Origin of the sequence: Undibacterium sp. Tian12W (assembly GCF_049339405.1) — a bacterium.
GTDB lineage: Bacteria > Pseudomonadota > Gammaproteobacteria > Burkholderiales > Burkholderiaceae_D > Undibacterium.
In genome coordinates, this window is the sequence record NZ_JBMPPK010000014.1 from 35,587 (window position 1) to 51,872 (window position 16,286).

Below are 16,286 nucleotides of genomic sequence, written 5' to 3' on the forward strand. Positions count from 1 at the left end.
GCTGGAGTTGTAATGCCACATACATCAGTTTTGGGCGACGCTTGAATTTCGGGTCGCCCTTTGCTTTTGTGACGGCCGTGCAGAACGTGTGGCGGCATTGCGCCGGTGAACATAAACATACATCCCGCGAGGATGGCGAAATTGGTAGACGCACCAGGTTTAGGTCCTGACGCCAGCAATGGTGTGGGGGTTCGAGTCCCCCTCCTCGCACCACAGAATTTTTACTATTTGGACGATTTTCATGGCAACTGCAGTCGAAACTTTAGATAAATTGGAACGCCGTTTGACGATTTCCTTCCCGGTCGCTGATGTGCAATCGGAAGTTGAAAAGCGTTTGAAACAGCGCGCACGCACAGCAAAAGCGCCTGGTTTCCGTCCTGGTAAAGTACCTATGAAAATGGTAGCTGCGCAATATGGCTATCAAGTAGAAACAGAAGTGCTGAACGACAAAGTCGGCCAGGCTTTTGCTGCTGCTGCAAATGAAAACAAATTGCGTGTTGCTGGTTACCCAAGCATAGAGCCAAAGTCTGGATCAGACGTGGCTGAAGGCAGCTTGGCATTCGATGCAACTTTTGAAGTGTATCCAGAAATCACCGTTGGTGACTTGACTGTTGCTGAAGTTGAGCAAGTCAAGTCTGACGTAACTGATGCCGAAATCGATAAAACCATCGATATCCTGCGCAAGCAACGCGTGCATTTCCACGTTAAAGGGGAGCAGGGCGCGCACGGTGACGGCGGTGCAGATCAATCCGCACAAAATGGCGACCGCGCTACAGTAGATTTCGTAGGCAAAATCGACGGCGTCGAATTTGCTGGCGGCAAAGCTGATGGTTTCGCCTTCGTATTGGGTGAAGGCCGCATGTTGCCTGAGTTCGAAACAGCAACTATCGGTCTGAAAGTTGGCGAGTCCAAGACTTTCCCACTGGCTTTCCCTGAAGACTATCATGGCAAGGATGTCGCAGGTAAAACTGCAGAATTCACGATCACTTTGACAAAACTGGAATGGGCGCATATGCCTGAAGTAGATTCCGAGTTTGCCAAAATGCTGGGCGTGGAAGATGGCGACCTGGTCAAAATGCGCGCAGATATCAAGGACAATCTGGAACGCGAAGTACGCGGCCGTGTTAAATCCAAGACTAAAGAAAGCGTCATGGACGCATTGGTCAAGGTTGTTGAATTTGACGTACCTAAAACTTTGGTAACGCAAGACAGCGAACGTTTGGCAGAAATGACACGTCAAGACATGGCGCAACGCGGCATGAACGTCAAAGACGTGCCTTTCCCTACAGACTTGTTCAATGCACAAGCTGAGCGTCGCGTTCGCCTGGGTCTGATCCTGGCTGAACTGGTCAAGGCAAACAATCTGCAAGCAACAACTGAACAAATCAAAGCGCAAGTTGAAGATTTTGCTCAAAGCTATGAAGACCCGCAGCAAGTCGTTAAATATTATTTCAGCGACCGCAACCGTCTGGCTGAAGTTGAAGCCCTTGTATTAGAAGAAAACGTCGTTAACTATGTGCTGGGTAAAGCGAAAGTTACAGACAAAGTTCTGCCTTTCGACGAATTGATGGGTAACAACGCACAAGCGTAACAAATAAAGGAAAACACATGACAGGCATCATCCGTAATTCGGCACTGGACACAAACATGCTGGGCATGGTGCCTATGGTGATTGAGCAAAGCGGCAGGGGTGAGCGTTCATACGACATCTACTCACGCTTGCTCAAGGAGCGTGTGATTTTCCTGGTGGGTCCGGTCAATGATCAGACTGCCAATCTTGTTGTTGCACAGTTGCTGTTCCTGGAAAGTGAAAATCCTGACAAGGATATTTCACTTTACATCAACTCCCCTGGTGGTTCGGTATCTGCTGGTATGGCCATCTTTGACACCATGGAGTTCATCAAGCCTGACGTATCTACCCTGTGTACCGGTATGGCGGCATCCATGGGTGCCTTTTTGCTGGCGGCAGGTGCCAAGGGCAAGCGTTTCTCCTTGCCAAATTCCCGTATCATGATTCATCAACCTCTGGGCGGTGCTCAAGGTCAGGCATCTGATATTGAAATCCAGGCGCGTGAAATCTTGTATTTGCGTGAGCGCCTGAATGGCATACTGGCTGAAAAAACTGGCCGCAGCCTGGAGCAAATTGCCAAAGATACAGACCGTGATAATTTCATGTCAGCAGATGCTGCTGCGGAATATGGTTTGATCGATAAGGTGCTGGCCCATCGCGCTTAAATCCTCCAAGCACATTGCTTATCAAAAGAAAAACGCCTGTTCCATGACGGTTCGGGCGTTTTTTTATTCTGTTCTATAATGTCTCTTTGCTTCCCATTGTTGCATATTGATGTCATGACGAAAGACGTTTTTGCAGGTAATATGCAAGACCAAGAAGCTGAGATTATTAATGCTTAATATGCGTGGCCGAGGCCTGAGTCCAGACTCTGTCCAGTCAGCGTGTAATCATCAGTTTATAGATTAATTTTGTTTATTTCATATACGTATCATGCCCGATAAAAAATCCTCCAGCGGAGAAAAGTTGCTCTATTGCTCGTTTTGCGGCAAGAGTCAGCATGAGGTTAAAAAATTAATAGCTGGGCCATCCGTATTCATCTGCGACGAGTGTATCGATTTGTGCAACGACATCATTCGTGACGAAGTGTCAGAGATTGATAATATTGCCAGTGCGAAAACTGAGTTGCCTACGCCGCAAGAAATCACTGACTTGCTGGATCAGTACGTCATTGGTCAGCTTGGTGCCAAGCGTATTCTGGCGGTAGCGGTATATAACCATTACAAGCGCCTTAAGCACTTGGGTAAAAAAGACGATGTCGAGCTGGCTAAGAGTAATATCTTGCTGGTTGGCCCTACTGGTTCAGGTAAAACCTTGCTGGCGCAAACACTGGCACGCATGTTGAACGTGCCTTTCGTTATTGCCGATGCGACTACCCTGACTGAAGCTGGTTATGTCGGTGAAGACGTAGAAAACATCATTCAAAAATTGCTGCAAAATTGCAACTATGAAGTCGAGCGCGCGCAAAAAGGTATCGTTTATATTGATGAGATCGACAAGATTTCCCGTAAATCTGATAATCCATCCATTACCCGTGATGTTTCTGGTGAAGGCGTGCAGCAAGCTTTGCTGAAGCTGGTTGAAGGTACCATGGCATCTGTGCCGCCTCAGGGTGGTCGCAAGCATCCGAATCAGGATTTCATACAGATCGATACCACCAACATCATGTTCATCTGCGGTGGTGCATTTGATGGTCTGGCCAAGATCATTTCTGACCGTTCTGAGCGCAGTGGCATAGGTTTTTCCGCCAGCGTCAAGAGCCAGGCAGAAAAGAGTGCCAGCGAAGTGATGCAAGATGCAGAGCCACAAGATTTGATCAAGTTCGGTCTTATTCCCGAGCTGGTTGGTCGTTTGCCTGTTATCGCCACTTTGAATGAGCTGGACGAGGCTGCCCTGATCCAGATTCTGGTTGAGCCTAAGAATGCCCTGATCAAGCAATATGCAAAATTGCTAGAGATGGAAGGCACTGAGCTCGAAATTCGTCCGGCTGCCTTGCAAGCCATCGCCAAGAAAGCGATCATGCGTAAAACCGGTGCCCGTGGCCTGCGTTCCATCCTCGAGCACGCCTTGCTGGATGTCATGTATGACTTGCCTAGCCATCAGAATGTGGAGAAGGTTGTTATTGACGAAAGTACGATCACTAACGGCGCAAAACCATTGTTGATTTACCATGAGCAACCAAAAGTTTCAGGCGCCTGATGGTATTGTTTGCTGCAAAGTAACAAAATGGGGACTTAGCTCCCCATTTTTATTTATTTTGCCTCGTTTTAATTTGATTCGAAGTACAATGGATTAACAAAACGATTCTGGCTTCAATCGTAAAGCTACCCGGAGAAGCTCTCTGAGTGGCTTTTTTTATTGTTTTTTTCCAGAATGGGCTTGTGTTTCCGCCCAGTGCGCCAACATTGTTAACCAGTATTTATGAAAGGTGCGCCATGACGACTACTCTGATTACCGAACAAACCCAATTGCCGTTGTTGCCACTGCGTGATGTCGTTGTATTCCCGCACATGGTAATCCCCCTGTTTGTGGGCCGCCCCAAATCCATTAAAGCCTTAGAAGCCGCCATGGATCAGGGCAAGAGCATCATGCTTGCCGCCCAGAAAGCCGCTGCCAAGGATGAACCTTCGGCAGATGATATTTATGAAATTGGCTGTATTGCCAATATTTTGCAAATGCTGAAATTGCCCGACGGCACTGTCAAAGTGCTGGTCGAAGGTGCGCAACGTGCGCGCATCAGCAAGATCCATGATTCTGAATCGCATTTCTTTGCCGACCTGACACCTATCGCCGTCGATGAAGGTGATGAGTCGGAAGTCGAAGCTATGCGCCGTACTATCGTTCAGCAATTTGACCAATACGTCAAACTGAACAAAAAGATTCCACCAGAAATTCTGGCATCCCTGTCCGGCATTGATGATGCTGGTCGCCTGGCTGATACCATCGCCGCGCACCTGCCTTTGAAGCTGGAACAAAAACAAGTCATCCTGGAAATTTTCAGTGTGGCAAAACGTCTTGAGCATTTGCTGGGTCAGCTCGAAGGTGAGCTTGATATCCTGCAGGTTGAAAAGCGCATCCGTGGTCGCGTCAAACGTCAGATGGAAAAATCCCAGCGCGAGTATTACCTGAACGAGCAAGTCAAGGCGATACAGAAAGAGCTGGGCGAGGGTGAAGAAGGTGCGGATATTGACGAGCTGGAGAAAAAAATCCTGGCCGCCAAGATGCCTAAAGAAGCCCGCGACAAAGCACAGAATGAGTTGAAAAAACTCAAGATGATGTCGCCTATGTCGGCAGAAGCTACTGTCGTCCGTAATTACATCGACACTATCGTTAATTTGCCATGGAAGAAAAAATCCAAGGTCAATAATGATTTGACGAATGCCGAAAAAGTATTGGAAGACGAACACTTTGGCCTCGATAAGGTCAAGGAACGCATCCTGGAATATCTTGCAGTACAACAGCGTGTCGACAAGCTCAAAGCGCCTATCTTGTGTCTGGTAGGTCCTCCAGGTGTGGGTAAAACCTCGCTGGGGCAATCCATTGCCCGCGCTACGAACCGCAAGTTTGTGCGCATGGCTTTGGGTGGCGTGCGTGATGAGGCAGAAATTCGCGGTCATCGCCGTACCTACATAGGTTCCATGCCAGGCAAGATTTTGCAAAGCCTGTCCAAGGTTGGTGTGCGTAATCCTTTGTTCCTGTTGGATGAAGTGGACAAGATGGGGGCAGACTTCCGTGGTGATCCTTCATCGGCTTTGCTGGAGGTGTTGGACCCTGAGCAAAATCACACTTTCTCGGATCACTATATCGAAGTCGATTTCGATTTGTCCGATGTGATGTTTGTAGCGACGTCCAATTCTTACAATATCCCGCCAGCCTTGCTGGACCGGATGGAAGTAATACGTCTGTCGGGATACACCGAAGATGAAAAAACCAGCATTGCGCAGCGTTATTTATTGCCCAAGCAAATCAAGAATAATGGTTTGAAAGAAGGCGAAATCACTGTGGCTGAGAGTGCAATACGCGACATCATTCGCTATTACACCCGTGAAGCTGGCGTGCGTTCGCTGGAAAGGGAAATCTCCAAGATTTGCCGCAAGGTCGTGAAAATGCTCTTGCTCAAAAAGACCGAGAAAAAAGCCACGGTCAATTCAAAAAATCTGGACAAGTACCTGGGTGTGCGCCGCTATGACTTTGGTGTCGCCGTCAAGGATAACCAGATTGGTCAGGTAGTTGGTTTGGCCTGGACTGAAGTTGGTGGTGATCTCTTGACTATAGAAGCTGTGAACATGCCAGGTAAAGGCGGGGTTATCCGTACCGGTACTCTGGGCGATGTCATGAAAGAATCGATAGAAGCAGCCCGCACAGTGGTACGCAGCCGCGCCAAGCGTCTTGGTATCAAGGCGGATGTATTCGAGAAGAGTGATATCCATATCCACGTACCAGAAGGCGCAACACCAAAAGATGGTCCATCTGCCGGTATCGCCATGACTACGGCTCTGGTGTCAGTATTTACTGGCATCCCGGTTCGTGCTGATGTCGCCATGACTGGTGAGATCACCCTGCGCGGCGAAGTATTGCCTATCGGTGGCTTGAAAGAGAAATTGCTCGCTGCTCACCGTGGTGGTATCAAGACAGTATTGATACCTGAGGAAAATGCCAAGGATCTGGCTGAGATCCCGGACAATGTCAAAAACAAACTGGAAATCATCCCGGTACGCTGGATAGACAAGGTCCTGGAAATTGCACTGGAAACCCAGCCTGTTCCTTTGGTTGACGAACCAGTCCCTGTGGCTGCCGCAGCAACACCGGCAACGCCAGAAACACCAGCGGATACGACTGTGGTAAAGCACTAAGTTAGTCAGCATTTGTTGGTGCTTGCCAGCCAAGTGCTGGCAACAAAAAAATGAAATCGCCCGATTTTTGAATCGGGCGATTTTTTTTGCAGGCAGTTTTATGTCGTTGCGCAATTGCGGTAATGTTAAATTGTTGTCAACACGGGTTCAATTTAATCTATGATTCATTCTCTTTATTTTTAGATTGGAAATGGTCTGGTTCTATGACTACTTTGGCGCAACTTGATAAACACGCGAGCAAATGGTTCCACGACGCGATGCGGCGGCGCGGGTTTGCCGTAGAAAAGAAATTTACTTTTTGGCGTAAGCGCGGGCCTTTATTTGATATGTTTGTCGCAAGAATAAGTTCAGGCGGATTTCTTGATATCAATGTAACGATCTGGTCGCCTTGGGTAAATCATCCAAATGGTGAACTTGGAGAGTTCCCACCCGACTATATATTGATTGGTGGCCGCCTCTCTGAGGATTTTCCCAAAAATATGTTTAGCGACCCAATGTTTTCTGTCGAAAATGAGGAAGATATTGAACAAGTTTTAAGATCTGTATTGGAATTAATTGATAAATACGCTCTACCCTGGTTTCCGACAGTTCGTTCATATGAAACGTATGTGGCCTACGTTGGGAAGCGTGGCTATCATCCGACTCCCGAACGGATAGAAATGGTAAAAGCCGGAATTGCACGAGGCTTCCAGCAAGAGCCATATATTTGATTTTTTACCAGGTGAAATATGTCTGTCGATATTTTTGTGATTCTAGAAAAAGAGAAAATGCCTATCCCCAAGCGATGGGCGCAAGCAATTGCGGATGCAGAGTTTGATCTGCAAATTGACACGGATTTTGATGTTGAAGAATTTTCCGGGTTTTTGCCCTGCATATACAAGGGTGAAGAAACTGGGTTCGAATATTTTTTCGAAGAGTTGGAAGACGATTTTTTGGACGAAGATGCGACACCGCAGCTTAAGGGTAGAGATTATCTGGTGACCTTTTCGACGCACAGTGATTTAACTGAACTGATAGCGTCGACTATTGCGTCAGCAGTCTTGTGTTCAATGTCCAACGGATTAATTCTGAATGATGAGGATGGACTACCCTTCATCAAGTCGCAAGATGCGATTGCCTATGGCAAGAAAGCAGAGGCTGAATTGATATTGGATTTGGATGGAGAATAGCTGACAGTATCCGGATAAATCAACTCAGGTCCTATGCAAGTAAGAATGCCTGTTTTTCTGTAAAAGTACGCTAGAAATGTTGCGATCAATATCGCTTACATGATCAACATCAATATCTCGGCAAGTATAGAGTCAGCGAAACTATAAGGCATCAATCATAAAGAGTGACGTAAAAGAGTTCATTAGTTATGTTATCGCGATGCGCGCTCGAAATGCTTTTAGCAGTATGAATAGTCTCGTCTTGCAAGGCGAGACTATTGGGTGGGCGTGGAGTAGTGTTTCGCGAACTTTTTGCTTCTGATCTTTGCGCTGCCCCAAGTAAATTCTGTTGGGGGTTGGCTGAGATTATGTCAACTCGCAAATTCAGCACGTGAACTGTTGATAGCAGGTGCATCCTTTGGCGCCACTATCAAAAAAGTTTGGGGACGAGCCGGGCGTGATCCGGATGAGAGGGGAGGATCACGCCCGGGCTGACCTCAAACCCAGTTGCGCATTAGGCCGACAGCCAGGCCTTCCAGCGCGAAATCTTCTTCCGTATCACCAATCTTGATCACAGGATAATCCGGGTTTTCTGGCATCAGCTCGATCAAACTGCCAGTTTTTTTATAGCGTTTGACGGTAACATCATCACCGAGGCGGGCAACAACGATCTGGCCATTGCGGGCACTGTCTGCCTTTTTGACTGCCAGCAAGTCGCCATCAAGTATGCCAGCGTCACGCATGGACATGCCACGTACCTTCAGTAAAAAATCTGGTTTGGCAGAGAACAGGGCAGGATCTACGTGGTAAGTCGATTCTATATGTTCACTTGCCAGTATCGGCGAGCCGGCAGCAACCCGGCCAACCAGTGGCAGGGCTAGTTGCAGCAGGGCAGGATGGGGCAAGGCCAGTTGCTTGCCTGTGATATGGCTGGACAACTCTGACTCCAGCAGGCGTATGCCGCGTGAAGTGCCTGCCGCAATTTCTATAACGCCTTTGCGTGCCAGTGCTTGCAAATGTTCTTCTGCCGCATTGGTGGAGCGAAACCCCAGTTCTGTCGCAATCTCGGCGCGGGTAGGAGGAAAGCCCGTGTTTTGAATGGCGTCTTTGATCAGGTTCAGGATTTGTTCCTGGCGGGAAGTGAGTTTGAGCATGGCGTTTTCTAGTGTTAAGGTGCTGTATATACAAGCAGTCTGTATTTTTATACAGTAAAGCTGAATATGCAAGTCAAAATGACCGCAATTACTGAGAAATGTGAAAAAAATACCTCACTTACCTTCGGGAATTGGCAGATAAATAGCCTAAGTCACTGATCTAATTGATCAATATGAAAAACTGGGTTATTATTGTCGGCTTTCCTCTTCCCGCACTCGTCTTGACGCCGAGGCGGGCTATTTTTATTGTCCACAAGGAGAATATATGCGTCATTATGAAATCGTATTTATCGTACATCCAGATCAGAGCGAGCAAGTTCCTGCAATGATCGAGCGCTACAAGGCAAGTGTTGTAGCCCGTGGTGGTCAAATCCACCGCGTTGAAGACTGGGGTCGTCGTCAATTGGCTTACATGATTCAAAAATTGGCAAAAGCACACTATGTTTGCTTGAACATCGAATGCGATGCTGAAACTCTGCTCGAGTTGGAAACAGCATTCAAATTCAATGATGCTGTCTTGCGTCACCTGACAGTCAAATTGAAAAAAGCAGAAACAACACCTTCTCCTATGATGAAAGCTGTTCAGAAAGAAGATGCTGCAAAAGCGCAACGTGTTGAAGCGCCTGCTGCTTAATAATTGACAAAGGTCGCGTAAAAAAATAGTGAATCAGCTGAAGCTCGTAGCCCGGATTGTGGAAAAAAGCGCATTGCGCTACACCCCGGCCGGTATCCCGATAGCTTCTGCTACCTTGATGCATAGTTCAGAGGCTCGTGAGGCGAACACAGTTCGGCAGGTCGAGTTTGAAATTTCTGCGATGGCTGCTGGTGAAATATCCCAGCGTTTTACAGAAATTGCCTTGGAACAGCCCATGGAATTCACCGGTTTTTTAGCGCGCAAAAATCGCAATAGCAAAAGTCTCGTTTTTCACATCACTGAATTCGAGACACATTTACTAGATTAGGAGCCAAAAATGGCATTCGGTAAAAAATTCGACAAAAGCAAATTGAAGCAAAAGCGTCAACAACAAAACCCTTTGTTCAAACGCAAAAAATTCTGCCGCTTCACAGCAGCACATGTAGAAAAAGTTGACTACAAAGACATCGACACACTGAAAGATTTCGTGCAAGAAAACGGCAAAATCATGCCAGCACGTTTGACCGGTACAAAAGCGCTGTATCAACGTCAAGTTGACACTGCAATCAAACGTGCACGTTACCTCGCGTTGCTGCCATACACTGATTTGCACACAGCGTAATTGACGACAAGGTAAAGGAGAAAAATATGCAAGTTATTCTGTTGGATAAAGTCGTTAATCTCGGCAATCTGGGTGATGTAGTTCGCGTTAAAGACGGCTATGCACGTAACTTTTTGATTCCACAACGTATGGCTCGTCGTGCTACGACAGCTGCAGTTGCTGAATTCGAAGCAAAACGCGCTGAACTGGAAAAAGCAGCAGCAGCCAAATTGGCAGCAGCTCAAGCTCAAGGCGAAAAACTGTCCGGTCTGACCGTACAAATCACACAAAAATCTGGTGTAGATGGCCGTTTGTTTGGTTCCGTCACTAATGCTGATATCGCTGAAGCCCTGACTAAACAAGGTTTCGCAGTAGAAAAAGCACAAGTACGTTTGCCACAAGGTCCGTTGAAGATCGCTGGCGAGCACAGTGTTTCCGTTGCTTTGCATACTGACGTTGTTGTTGACGTTAATGTTGCAGTAGTAGGCGAACACGCTTAATTTGCTGTCTTGGCAAATTCAAAAAAAAGCCGGGTTTTCCCGGCTTTTTTTATGTCGATGGCTGAATTTTGGGCTATTTGGCTATTTGTCACAAACTTGTCACAAACTGGTTCATTTCTCCATGCTGGGACGTTCTGATAGTCTGATTTAACGGTTATAATGCGCGCCATGAAAGCTGGTTCTGATCCTCAACTTGATGCCTTGCGTGTCCCCCCTCATTCCATAGAAGCAGAGCAATCTGTTCTCGGAGGTTTGCTGCTTGACAATGCCGCCTGGGATCGTATTGCCGACTTCATCAACGAAGAAGATTTTTATCGTTATGACCACAGGATCATTTTCCAGTGCATGGTCAAATTGATCAATTCTTCGCGTCCTGCTGACGTCATTACTGTATATGAAGCGCTGAATAGTGTGGGTAAGGCAGAAGATGCCGGTGGCCTGACCTACCTTAACGCACTTGCGCAGAATACACCTTCGGCTGCGAATATACGCCGCTACGCAGAGATCGTGCGCGACCGCGGTGTCTTACGCAAGCTGATTACCGTGGCAGATGAGATTTCAGGAGATGCCTTCAACCCCCAAGGGAAAGAGGTCAAGCAGATGCTGGACGCGGCGGAATCCAAGATTTTCGCGATTGCCGAAGAGGGCGCGCGCGGGGCGCAAGGTTTCCAGGCCATCCAGCCCTTGTTGACACAAGTCGTTGAGCGCATTGATGAATTGTATAACCGCGACAACCAGAACGATATTACCGGTGTACCTACCGGTTTTGTTGATCTGGACAAAATGACTTCAGGCTTGCAGCCGGGCGATCTGGTGATTGTGGCGGGACGTCCCTCCATGGGTAAAACCGCGTTCTCATTGAATATCGGTGAGAACGTAGCAATAGACAGTGGTTTGCCAGTCGCCGTGTTCTCGATGGAGATGGGCGGCGCCCAGCTGGCGATGCGTATGCTGGGCTCGGTAGGCCGTCTGGATCAAAGCCGCCTGCGGGTCGGCAAGCTCACTGATGAAGACTGGCCCCGCCTGACGCATGCGATACAAAAAATGAATGATGCACAGTTGTACATTGATGAAACACCAGCGCTGAGTTCAATTGAGTTGCGTGCACGCTCACGCCGCCTGGCGCGCCAGTGTGGCAAACTAGGCCTGGTGATTGTCGATTACTTGCAATTGATGTCAGCCAACTCTGCTGGTGAAAACCGTGCGACTGAGATTTCTGAAATTTCCCGTAACTTGAAGGGTCTGGCAAAAGAACTGCATTGTCCAGTGATTGCCTTATCCCAGTTGAACCGCTCTCTGGAGCAAAGACCAAATAAGCGCCCAGTCATGTCTGACTTGCGCGAATCGGGTGCGATTGAGCAGGATGCTGACGTCATCATGTTTATTTATCGTGACCAGGTATATAACCCGGATTCACCTGATAAGGGCACGGCAGAAATCATTATTGGTAAGCAGCGTAACGGCCCTATTGGTAGTGTGCGCCTGACTTTCCTGGGTGAGTACACCAAATTCGATAACTATGTCGGTCATTTGTCCGTGTTTGGTGATAACGAATAATATTGAAAAAAGTATGAACTGATATTGATTGTTTGGTAGAGACGAAGTGGTGTTGTAAAGACTTAAATGTAGAACAGTGTTGCCAGGCATGTTTGTATGCATGCGCTTTCCTGGACAATTCTAGAAATCTTATATTTTCAGTGAGAATAAAATGTTTGGACGCTTGATGCCCACCGAGGGCAAATTTTTTGAACTCTTCAATCAACATGCTGAGTTATGTGTCAAAGGCTCCAAAGAAATGGTTGCCCTAATGACGAACTTTGATGACCTGGAGATCCGTGTTCACGCGATAGAGAGCATAGAAAAGCAGGCCGATACTGTCACTTACAATACGATAGAATTGTTGCACAAAACCTTCATCACACCACTGGACCGTGATGACATCCATAAACTGATCACACGTATGGATGATATTCTGGACTTGCTGGAAGATGCTGGTCAGACTATCTCTCTGTACGATATCCGCGAAATCACACCAGAAGCAAAGCGTCTGGCTGAACTTTGCCTGGGTTGCGCTGAAAAAGTAAGGGCCGCTGTGGCCTTGTTGCATAACATGGATAACTCCCGTGAAATCCTGGCCTTGTGCGAAGAAATCGACCGCCTGGAATCGGATGCGGATCACGTCATGCGTGCTGCCATGTCCAAACTGTTCCGCGATGAACCTGATGTCCGCAATCTGATCAAACTCAAAGCGATCTACGAAATACTGGAAACAGTGACGGATCGTTGTGAAGATGTTGCCAATATCATAGAAGGCATTATTGTTGAGAACGCTTAAGCGTCTGACTTTTTTATTTTGACGCTTAATTGACGCTTAACAGTTCTCTGTCAATGCAGAGAGCGAACAAGGGAATTCACTTTTATGCAATCCTTTCATATGAGCCTGCACGTTGTCATCTTATTGGTGGTGCTGGCATTGTTATTCGATTTCATGAACGGCTTCCATGACGCCGCAAATGCAATCGCAACCGTTGTTTCGACAGGGGTATTGAAGCCTAGCCAGGCGGTAGCCATGGCTGCCTTATTCAATGTTTTTGCTTTTTTCGTTTTTAATCTGTCAGTAGCCAAAACCATAGGCAAGGGCACGATTGATCCTGTCATTGTCGATCACTATGTGATCTTTGGTGCTTTGGTCGGGGCGATATTCTGGAATTTGGTGACCTGGTATTTTGGTATCCCTTCATCGTCCTCCCATGCCCTGATCGGCGGCTTGATTGGTGCCGCAGTAGCTAAAGAAGGCACTGGTGCACTGATTGCAGCAGGTCTGTACAAGATCATTTTGTTTATCGTCTTGTCACCCTTGCTGGGCTTTGTGCTGGGTTCCGTGATGATGCTGATCGTGTCCTGGCTGTTCGTTAAATCGACACCAAGAAAAGTGGATAAATGGTTCCGCCGTCTGCAACTGGTGTCGGCTTCTGTTTTCAGCCTTGGTCACGGTGGTAATGATGCGCAAAAGACCATGGGTATTATCTGGATGCTGTTGATTGCAGCGGGTTACTCCACCGAAGCTGATAAAGGTCCACCAGGCTGGGTAGTGTATTCCTGCTATGCAGCTATCGGCCTGGGTACTTTGTTTGGTGGCTGGCGTATCGTGAAGACCATGGGTCAGAAAATCACCAAGCTCAAACCTGTCGGTGGTTTTTGTGCCGAAACAGGTGGTGCCATCACCCTGATCATGGCAACTGTACTTGGTATTCCTGTATCAACAACGCACACCATTACTGGTGCGATCGTTGGTGTAGGTTCAGCGCAAAAAATGTCTGCAGTGCGCTGGGGCGTTGCTGGCAATATCGTCTGGGCATGGATTTTGACAATCCCGGCTTCTGCTTTTGTGGCAGCCATCGCGTGGTGGATAGGCAGACATATCCTGTAGTGAAAAATATTGATGTATAAAAAAACGCCTCAGTTCACATGAACTGAGGCGTTTTTTCTTGGGCGCTTACGCTTACATCTGTTTAAATAAATGCACGAAACTGCGGCTGACTTCCAGCTTTTCTGTCAGCCCTTTGATCTGCACCAGATGGCGGCCACGCAGGTCGCGCACCACGCCTGAAATAGCTTTGGCATTCACCAGGGTCGATCTGTGGATTTGCCAGAACAGGGCGGGGTCGAGTTCATCTGCCAAGTCGCGTACAGGCTTGCGTATCAACGCTTCATAAGTGGCTGTCTGTACCCGCGTATATTTTTCATCAGACTGAAAGAACAGAATTTCTTCTACTGGTATCAGGCGCAATTCCTGGCCTATCGAGGCCTGTATCCATTGCAGATAATTTGGCTTGGGGCTGATGCCCATTTGCTTGGCCAGTTGCGACAGCATGCTGCTCATGTCGTTGGGCTGGCTTTGAGCAGTTAATCTGGCCTTGAGTCTTTCTACGGTGCGCGTCAGCCTCTCTACATCTGCGGGCTTCAAAACATAATCAACTGCGCCATGATCAAAAGCCTGTATCGCATATTGGTCATAAGCAGTAATGAATACGATATGCGCCTTGTTGCCTATGTCCTTGGCGGCTTCAAGCCCGGTCTTGACCGGCATGCGTATGTCGAGAAAAGCCAGGTCTGGCTTATGTGTTTCTACCAAGGTGACGGCTTCTTCACCATTCTTGGCTTCGTCCAGAATTTCCAGCTCGGGCCAGACCTGTTCCAGGCGCGACTTTAACTGGTCGCGCATCAGTCTTTCATCATCAGCAATTATGGCAGTAGGCATGGTCAGCGTAATTGAAATCTAGTTGGCTAATTCGTAAGGGATTTCTATAGTAACGCAAACTCCACTGGGTTGATTAGGGGTAATGATCATTTGACCCTTTTCTTTGTAAATCAATTTCAGGCGTTCACGTATATTTTGCAATCCCAGTCCGGTACCGTTGCTGGGCATGGCGCCAAATCCAAGTCCATCGTCCGTCACAGAGACACGCAACTTGTTATGCGCAACCTCGGCATGGAAGCGAATGGTGCCGCCTTCTGCCTTGCATTCCAGGCCATGCTTGATGGCGTTTTCGACCAGCGACTGCAACATCATTGGCGGGAAAGAGGCACTGCGCAAACCTTCAGGCATGATGAAATCGACATTCAGTCTTTCTTCCATGCGCATTTTCAGCAATTCCAGATAAGATTTAACCATATCCGCTTCCCGGCCCAAATTGGTCACGCTGGCATTTTCACGCATTTGTGGCAAGACAGCACGCAAGTAAGCAATCAGGCTGCGCTGCATGGCGGCGGCACGCGGAGGATCGGTTTCTATCAGATGTTCAACCGAGGCCAGGGTATTGAACAGGAAATGGGGTTCTACCTGTGCCTGCATCATTTGCATCTGTGCTTCACTGACCTGGCGCAACAGGGATTCGCGCTCTGCCGTCATGCCAGCTGCCTTGGCTTTTTCTTCGGCGCGTACTTTGCCACTCATTAAGGCTTTCATGCCAAACAGACCAAATACCAGCAAGACCACGAAATTGATAAACCATTTGGAGGACGTGCGCTTAAAACTGCGTACTTCTTCATCGGCGGCATCGGCAACTGCATCATTGATCTCTTCGCTGATCTGCTTGGCTATTTCAGCGGGTAATTTGATGTGGATGTCATCGCTGTCAGAGATGGATGGCGGGGTTGGGGGTATTGGTGGTGTGGTCGCCTCGGGGGCAGCCGGTGCATTCGGTGCTGCAGGGGCAGATGGTGGTGCCGGTGGAGCAGGTGGCGCAATGCCGTTATCTTTATTGATATGAATGCCATTCTCATCAATTTCTATGAACTTACCCTTGCCATCGGTATTGTTCTTGCGGATGCGCAGGCCAGTATTGTCTATTTCTATGCTGGTATCACCATCGCTGATCTTGCTGGTTTTTTTTGCCTTGCTGGATTTGCCAGATGGGTTGCTTTTTTTGATGACGATATTTTCTTGGGACGTGAACAGCATGTCCTGCAGCATGCTACCCGCAGTGATGGTGATAATGGCAAACAAGAAAAACTTCCACCAGGATAATTTGGTCACCCAGGCTGCCGTTGTGTCAAAGCTTTTGCTAAGCCAAGTCATCAGGTCGGCGATGAGCTGCTTGATCGTGTCTGCGTTGGTATTATTCATGATGCTTCTCTTTTAACGGTTGTCCCTGACATTTCAGCCATATGTCATGCACAGGCTGCTGGCGACTTTTCAGTCCATGTTGATACTGTAGGGAAATCGTGCTGGCTTTGATAGTGACTTGCGACAGTCTGCAAAAAATGCAGGACAGAATGGAAAATGCCACATTTAGTATGCATGGTTACTGGCGCAGGGAGTAG

Annotated in this window: 16 protein-coding genes and 1 tRNA gene; 14 read left to right on the top strand and 3 right to left on the bottom strand. The window is 47.8% G+C overall.

Annotated elements, in window-relative coordinates; genetic code table 11:
- Positions 1 to 126 precede the first annotated feature (126 nt).
- The 7 genes from ACO0LI_RS18260 (at position 127) to ACO0LI_RS18290 (ending at position 7,592) form a co-directional block, all read left to right on the top strand.
- Positions 127 to 213, top strand: a tRNA-Leu gene (locus ACO0LI_RS18260).
- 28 nt (positions 214 to 241) lie between these two features.
- On the top strand, positions 242 to 1,591 hold the full coding sequence (gene tig / locus ACO0LI_RS18265) for a trigger factor (RefSeq protein WP_422952149.1): 1,350 nt from the start codon (positions 242 to 244) through the stop codon (positions 1,589 to 1,591).
- 17 nt (positions 1,592 to 1,608) lie between these two features.
- A complete protein-coding gene (gene clpP, locus ACO0LI_RS18270) occupies positions 1,609 to 2,235 on the top strand; it encodes an ATP-dependent Clp endopeptidase proteolytic subunit ClpP (protein ID WP_162040873.1) in 627 nt (208 codons plus the stop codon).
- Positions 2,236 to 2,503: 268 nt separating this feature from the next.
- On the top strand, positions 2,504 to 3,769 hold the full coding sequence (clpX, locus tag ACO0LI_RS18275) for an ATP-dependent Clp protease ATP-binding subunit ClpX (protein WP_422952148.1): 1,266 nt from the start codon (positions 2,504 to 2,506) through the stop codon (positions 3,767 to 3,769).
- Positions 3,770 to 4,005: 236 nt separating this feature from the next.
- On the top strand, positions 4,006 to 6,423 hold the full coding sequence (lon, locus tag ACO0LI_RS18280; RefSeq protein WP_422952147.1) for an endopeptidase La: 2,418 nt from the start codon (positions 4,006 to 4,008) through the stop codon (positions 6,421 to 6,423).
- A gap of 203 nt (positions 6,424 to 6,626) precedes the next feature.
- Positions 6,627 to 7,133 carry a hypothetical protein gene (locus ACO0LI_RS18285; RefSeq protein ID WP_422952146.1) on the top strand — a complete coding sequence of 169 codons (507 nt, stop codon included), beginning with the start codon at positions 6,627 to 6,629 and terminating at the stop codon, positions 7,131 to 7,133.
- A gap of 18 nt (positions 7,134 to 7,151) precedes the next feature.
- A complete protein-coding gene (locus ACO0LI_RS18290; RefSeq protein WP_422952145.1) occupies positions 7,152 to 7,592 on the top strand; it encodes a hypothetical protein in 441 nt (146 codons plus the stop codon).
- A 476-nt stretch (positions 7,593 to 8,068) separates the two neighbouring features.
- Here ACO0LI_RS18290 and lexA read toward each other — a convergent pair whose 3' ends face one another.
- Positions 8,069 to 8,725: a transcriptional repressor LexA gene (gene lexA, locus ACO0LI_RS18295; RefSeq protein WP_422952144.1), complete on the bottom strand. Its 657-nt coding sequence runs from the start codon at positions 8,723 to 8,725 to the stop codon at positions 8,069 to 8,071.
- A gap of 265 nt (positions 8,726 to 8,990) precedes the next feature.
- Here lexA and rpsF point away from each other — a divergent pair, with 265 nt between their 5' ends.
- The 7 genes from rpsF to ACO0LI_RS18330 all read left to right on the top strand — a co-directional run bounded on the left by rpsF (position 8,991) and on the right by ACO0LI_RS18330 (position 13,890).
- Positions 8,991 to 9,359, top strand: a complete 369-nt coding sequence (gene rpsF, locus ACO0LI_RS18300) for a 30S ribosomal protein S6 (protein WP_110252958.1) — start codon at positions 8,991 to 8,993, stop codon at positions 9,357 to 9,359.
- A 28-nt stretch (positions 9,360 to 9,387) separates the two neighbouring features.
- Positions 9,388 to 9,687 (top strand): primosomal replication protein N, encoded by a 300-nt coding sequence (priB, locus tag ACO0LI_RS18305; protein WP_423034323.1) that lies wholly within the window; start codon positions 9,388 to 9,390, stop codon positions 9,685 to 9,687.
- A gap of 9 nt (positions 9,688 to 9,696) precedes the next feature.
- Positions 9,697 to 9,981, top strand: a complete 285-nt coding sequence (rpsR, locus tag ACO0LI_RS18310; protein WP_110252960.1) for a 30S ribosomal protein S18 — start codon at positions 9,697 to 9,699, stop codon at positions 9,979 to 9,981.
- Positions 9,982 to 10,007: 26 nt separating this feature from the next.
- Entirely contained in the window at positions 10,008 to 10,460 is a 453-nt protein-coding gene (gene rplI / locus ACO0LI_RS18315) for a 50S ribosomal protein L9 (RefSeq protein ID WP_110252961.1), read from the top strand.
- A 168-nt stretch (positions 10,461 to 10,628) separates the two neighbouring features.
- Positions 10,629 to 12,017, top strand: coding sequence for a replicative DNA helicase (locus ACO0LI_RS18320; RefSeq protein WP_423034509.1), 1,389 nt, complete (start codon positions 10,629 to 10,631; stop codon positions 12,015 to 12,017).
- Between the two features lie 151 nt (positions 12,018 to 12,168).
- Entirely contained in the window at positions 12,169 to 12,795 is a 627-nt protein-coding gene (locus ACO0LI_RS18325) for a DUF47 domain-containing protein (RefSeq protein ID WP_422952142.1), read from the top strand.
- Between the two features lie 84 nt (positions 12,796 to 12,879).
- Positions 12,880 to 13,890, top strand: coding sequence for an inorganic phosphate transporter (locus ACO0LI_RS18330; RefSeq protein WP_423034325.1), 1,011 nt, complete (start codon positions 12,880 to 12,882; stop codon positions 13,888 to 13,890).
- A 72-nt stretch (positions 13,891 to 13,962) separates the two neighbouring features.
- Here ACO0LI_RS18330 and ACO0LI_RS18335 read toward each other — a convergent pair whose 3' ends face one another.
- Together ACO0LI_RS18335 and ACO0LI_RS18340 are read right to left on the bottom strand one after the other, a co-directional pair.
- A complete protein-coding gene (locus ACO0LI_RS18335; protein ID WP_422952140.1) occupies positions 13,963 to 14,721 on the bottom strand; it encodes a LytR/AlgR family response regulator transcription factor in 759 nt (252 codons plus the stop codon).
- Between the two features lie 18 nt (positions 14,722 to 14,739).
- Positions 14,740 to 16,089, bottom strand: a complete 1,350-nt coding sequence (locus tag ACO0LI_RS18340) for a sensor histidine kinase (RefSeq protein ID WP_423034327.1) — start codon at positions 16,087 to 16,089, stop codon at positions 14,740 to 14,742.
- Between the last annotated feature and the right edge of the window lie 197 nt (positions 16,090 to 16,286).